This is a genomic window from Flavonifractor plautii ATCC 29863 (assembly GCF_000239295.1).
In the GTDB taxonomy this organism is placed as follows: domain Bacteria; phylum Bacillota; class Clostridia; order Oscillospirales; family Oscillospiraceae; genus Flavonifractor; species Flavonifractor plautii.
Genome location: NZ_JH417734.1, coordinates 1 through 4,343 on the forward strand (window position 1 = coordinate 1; position 4,343 = coordinate 4,343).

At 67.7% G+C, this 4,343-nt stretch carries 3 protein-coding genes; 1 reads left to right on the top strand and 2 read right to left on the bottom strand.

Annotated features, from left to right (window positions below; translation table 11 throughout):
- Positions 1-34: 34 nt before the first annotated feature.
- Together HMPREF0372_RS07680 and HMPREF0372_RS07685 are read right to left on the bottom strand one after the other, a co-directional pair.
- Positions 35-970 (bottom strand): DUF3658 domain-containing protein, encoded by a 936-nt coding sequence (locus HMPREF0372_RS07680; RefSeq protein WP_007490463.1) that lies wholly within the window; start codon positions 968-970, stop codon positions 35-37.
- Between the two features lie 16 nt (positions 971-986).
- Positions 987-1,841, bottom strand: coding sequence for a CPBP family intramembrane glutamic endopeptidase (locus tag HMPREF0372_RS07685; RefSeq protein WP_007490464.1), 855 nt, complete (start codon positions 1,839-1,841; stop codon positions 987-989).
- Between the two features lie 137 nt (positions 1,842-1,978).
- Between HMPREF0372_RS07685 and HMPREF0372_RS07690 the strand changes: the two genes are divergently transcribed.
- On the top strand, positions 1,979-4,309 hold the full coding sequence (locus HMPREF0372_RS07690; protein ID WP_007490465.1) for a vitamin B12-dependent ribonucleotide reductase: 2,331 nt from the start codon (positions 1,979-1,981) through the stop codon (positions 4,307-4,309).
- Positions 4,310-4,343: the final 34 nt, after the last annotated feature.

Consider the following 4,343-nt stretch of genomic DNA (forward strand, 5'->3'; position numbering starts at 1 on the left):
CGGGGACGGCGCTGCCGTCCCCGGGCCCTGCCGTTCAGGCCAGACAGACCGCGGCCCCGTAAAAGCCGCGGGTGCTCCCCGCCTCGTCCACCCGGACCGCCCCGGCCTCCGCCATGGCGCGCAGCCGCCGGGCCAGCAGCCAGTCCCCCACGCCGGAGAGCTGAACCAGGGCCTGTCCCAGTACGTTCGCCACCTTCTGCGGCTTCTCCGTGAGGCAACGGCGGAGGACGGGGTCATAGAAGTCCTCCGACACCCCCATCACCCTGCCGTTGACCACCGCCCGGAGGGGGGCGTTCTCCTCCCTCAGCCGCTCCCATTCCAGGGCCAGCATGCGCAGCACCGGACGGGTCAGCTCCTCCGCCCCGCCCAAATGCAGGCCGAACTCCTCGGGGTGTACCTCGCCCCAGCCCCGCTCCCAGCGCACCACCGCGCCGTCCGGCCGCTCCCACCACCGGGGCAGGGAAACCAGGGTCACCCTGGCGTCCAGCCCGGCCAGGAGGGCGGCCGCGTGGCGCAGGCCGCAGGCCCCGTCCGGGGTGTCGTCCGCCCAGATGCGCACCTCCTCCCCGGTAGCGGCCCGGGCCCTCAGCTCCTCCGCAGCGGCCAGAACCTCCCTCCAGTCCGCGTCGGCCTCCGCCCCGTCCAGCGGGAAGTCGGTGTGGAACTGCCGGAACAGCGCCCGCCGGGGTCCGTCCTCCGCCAGAGGGGCGGCGATGTCCCCCAGGGACAGGGCCAGCCCCAGGCAGAGTACGTCGGAGCTTTTGTTCCCCAGGGGGACGGCATACCTGTCCAGCCGGTCCTGCTCGGCCCGCACCTTCCGCAGCCGCGCCCTGACCGCCCGGCGGGAGGGCTTCTCCCCGTCCTCCGACGTGCAAAATACAATCCCGACGCTGTGGCGGCCTTTGCCGCCGCAGTGCTGAGCCATCTTCAGCGCTCCCTGTGCCGACTGGTTGAAGCAGAGCTCTACCATAATACGATCCACCCTTTCAAATCAAATAAGACAGCGCCAGGGACAGGGACAGCGCGCCGAAGCAGAGCACGCCGGGGCTGGTGAGAAAGCGCCGCCATGTTCCGCGCTCTGCGTCCGGACGGGCCAGAAGCGCGGGGATCAGCCGGAACGGCACCATGGCGCCTGCCAGCATCAGCACACCCGTCACCACCACCGGGCCGCCCAGCCGACCCCAGAGGATGGAAAAGAGGTTGACCAGCGCGTGGAGGAGGACGGCCTGCCACAGGCAGCCGGTGGAGAGCGCCAGCTCCGCCAGCACCAGCCCCAGAAGAAAGGCATAAAAAAACTGGTTCAGATTTCCGTGAAACAGGCCGAAGCAAAGGGCGGAGGCCACCAGCGCAAAGCGCTCCCCATAGGGCCGCAGGCGGCGCAGCAGCAGCCTGCGGAACAGAAGTTCCTCCGCCGCAGGGGCGATGAGCCCGGCCAGCAGGAGCTGGAGCGGAAGGGGGTAGAGGCCGATGGACTCCACCGGGTTGACCACCGCCGCGCCCCGGAGCCGCCCCAGCAGGCCGGTGAGGAGCAGGGTAGCCCCATTCGCCAGATAGGCCAGCCCCACGGAGCCGGCCCAAAGGGCCGCGAAGCGGACCGGCCCCAGCGGACGGCGGGCCGGGGCGGGCGGGGCCGCCGTCCCCCGCAGCACCAGACAGGCGGCGGGAATCCCCAGCCCGTAGGCCCCCAGGACGGACGCCGCCCACAGAAACACCGGCTCTCCCAGCAGGCCGGGCCGTGCCGCCCTGGCCAGAAGCAGCACCCCCCACTGGGCCGCCAGCATGACGGCCATCTGGGCGAACAGGGCCCAGCCCAGGCGGGAAAAGGGTTGACGGGCCTCCATTGCGCCACCTCCACAAAAAGATTACCAAAGTATTATAGCAATTTTCTATCTCCCCGACAAGAAACGAAATATTGACAACTCTCTTTCATGCGGGTACAATATCTTGTGTTCGAATACAACTGGAGGAGAGATACGATATGCCCATTTCGGAAAACGCAAAGGCCGTGCTGGAGCGGCGCTACCTGGCCCGGGACGAGCAGGGACAGCCCACCGAGACCGTGGACGGCCTGTTCCGCCGGGTGGCCAACGCTGTGGCCGAGGGTGACCGCCGCTTTGATTCCAAGGCGGACGTGGTGGCCACGGCCAAGGAGTTTTATGAGCTGATGGTCAGCCTGGACTTCCTGCCCAACTCCCCCACCCTCATGAACGCGGGCCGCCCCCTGGGCCAGCTCTCCGCCTGCTTCGTGCTGCCGGTGGCCGACTCCATGGAGGACATCTTCGACGCCATCAAGAACGCCGCGCTGATCCACAAGAGCGGCGGCGGCACCGGCTTCTCCTTCTCCCGCCTGCGGCCCAAGGGCTCCACCGTCAACTCCACCGGCGGCGTGGCCTCCGGCCCCATCTCCTTTATGAAGGTGTTCAACGCCGCCACCGAGGCGGTGAAGCAGGGCGGCACCCGCCGGGGCGCCAACATGGGGATTCTGCGGGTGGACCACCCCGATATTCTGGAGTTCATCACCTGCAAGAACGATACCCGCGAGATCACCAACTTCAACCTCTCCGTGGGCATCACCGAGGCGTTTATGGAGGCGGTGAGCCAGGACAAGCCCTACGACCTGGTGGACCCCGCCACCGGCCGGGTGGTGGGCCAGCACAGCGCCCGGGCGGTCTTTGATGCCATTGTCACCTCGGCCTGGCAGACCGGCGAGCCGGGCATCATCTTCCTGGACCGGCTGAACCGGGACAACGTGGTGCCCAGCCAGGGGGAGATCGAGTCCACCAACCCCTGCGGAGAGCAGCCGCTGCTGCCCTATGAGAGCTGCAACCTGGGCTCCATCAACCTGGTCAACCACCTGATGAAGACCCCCGCCGGGTGGGTGCTGGACCGGGCCAAGCTGGAAAAGACCATCCGCACCGCCGTCCACTTCCTGGACAACGTGATTGAGGTCAACCAGTACCCCCTGCCCGAGATCGACCGGATGACCCGCTCCACCCGCAAGATCGGCCTGGGCGTCATGGGCTTTGCGGACATGCTCCTCCACATGGGCGTGCCCTACAACAGCGAGGAGGGCGTCGCCCTGGCCGAGGAGATCATGGACACGGTGAATTCCATCGGCCACCAGGCCAGCGAGGAGCTGGCCGAGATCCGGGGCCCTTTCCCCCTCTTTGACCAGAGCATCTACAGGGACGGCAGGCCCATCCGAAACGCCACCGTCACCACCATCGCCCCCACCGGCACCCTGTCCATCATCGCCGGGGTATCCTCCGGCGTGGAGCCGGTGTTCGCCTACGCCTATATCCGCAATGTGATGGACGGCACCCACCTTATCGAGACCAATCAGATTCTGAAGGACAGGCTGGTGGAGGCGGGCATCTACTCCGACGAGCTGATGCACAAAATCGTGGAGCAGGGCTCCCTGGCCCACGTGGACGGCATCCCGGAGGACATCCGGCGGGTGTTCGTCTGCGCCCACGACGTGTCCCCCATCTGGCATGTGAAAATGCAGGCCGCCTTCCAGCGGTACACCGACAACGCGGTGAGCAAGACGGTGAACTTCCCCAACTCCGCCACCAAGGAGGAGGTCGCCGAGGTCTACCGGCTGGCCTTCACTCTGGGCTGCAAGGGCACCACCATCTACCGGGACGGAAGCCGCAACGAGCAGGTGCTCAACATCGGCAAGGTCAACGACGGCAAGGCCGCCACCGGCGACCCGGTGGTGGACGCCGTGCTGGACTCCGGCTGCGAGGGCACGGCCTGCCTGATCAAATCCGGAGCCTACGGCCATATCCAGCCGAGGCCGCGCCCCGCCGTCACCAGCGGCTTTACCGAGAAGGTGCGCATCGGCTGCGGCAACCTTTATATCACTGTCAACTACGACGAGAACGGCATCTGTGAGGTATTCACCAACACCGGCCGGGCCGGAGGCTGTCCCAGCCAGAGTGAGGCCACCGCCCGCCTGACCAGCGTGGCCATCCGCTCGGGTATGGACCCCAAGGAGATCATCACCCAGCTCAAGGGGATCCGCTGCCCCTCCTGCCTTCGGCAGCAGGGCGTGCCCGTCACCTCCTGCCCCGACGCCATCGCCAAGGCCCTGGAAAAGGTGCTCAAGGTCTCCCAGCAGGGCGGCGGCTGCCCCGCCCCCGCGCCCATCAGCGCCGCGTCCAAGACTGCCACGCCTGTCCCCCACCCCGATATGACCCCCGCCGAGGCCAAGCTGGCCAAGTTCTGCCCCGAGTGCGGCGCGCGGCTGGAGCATGAGGGCGGCTGCGTCACCTGCCGTGACTGCGGCTACTCCAAGTGCGGCTGATGCCGCCGTAACCCCCCGCCTGAACCTGCCGCGG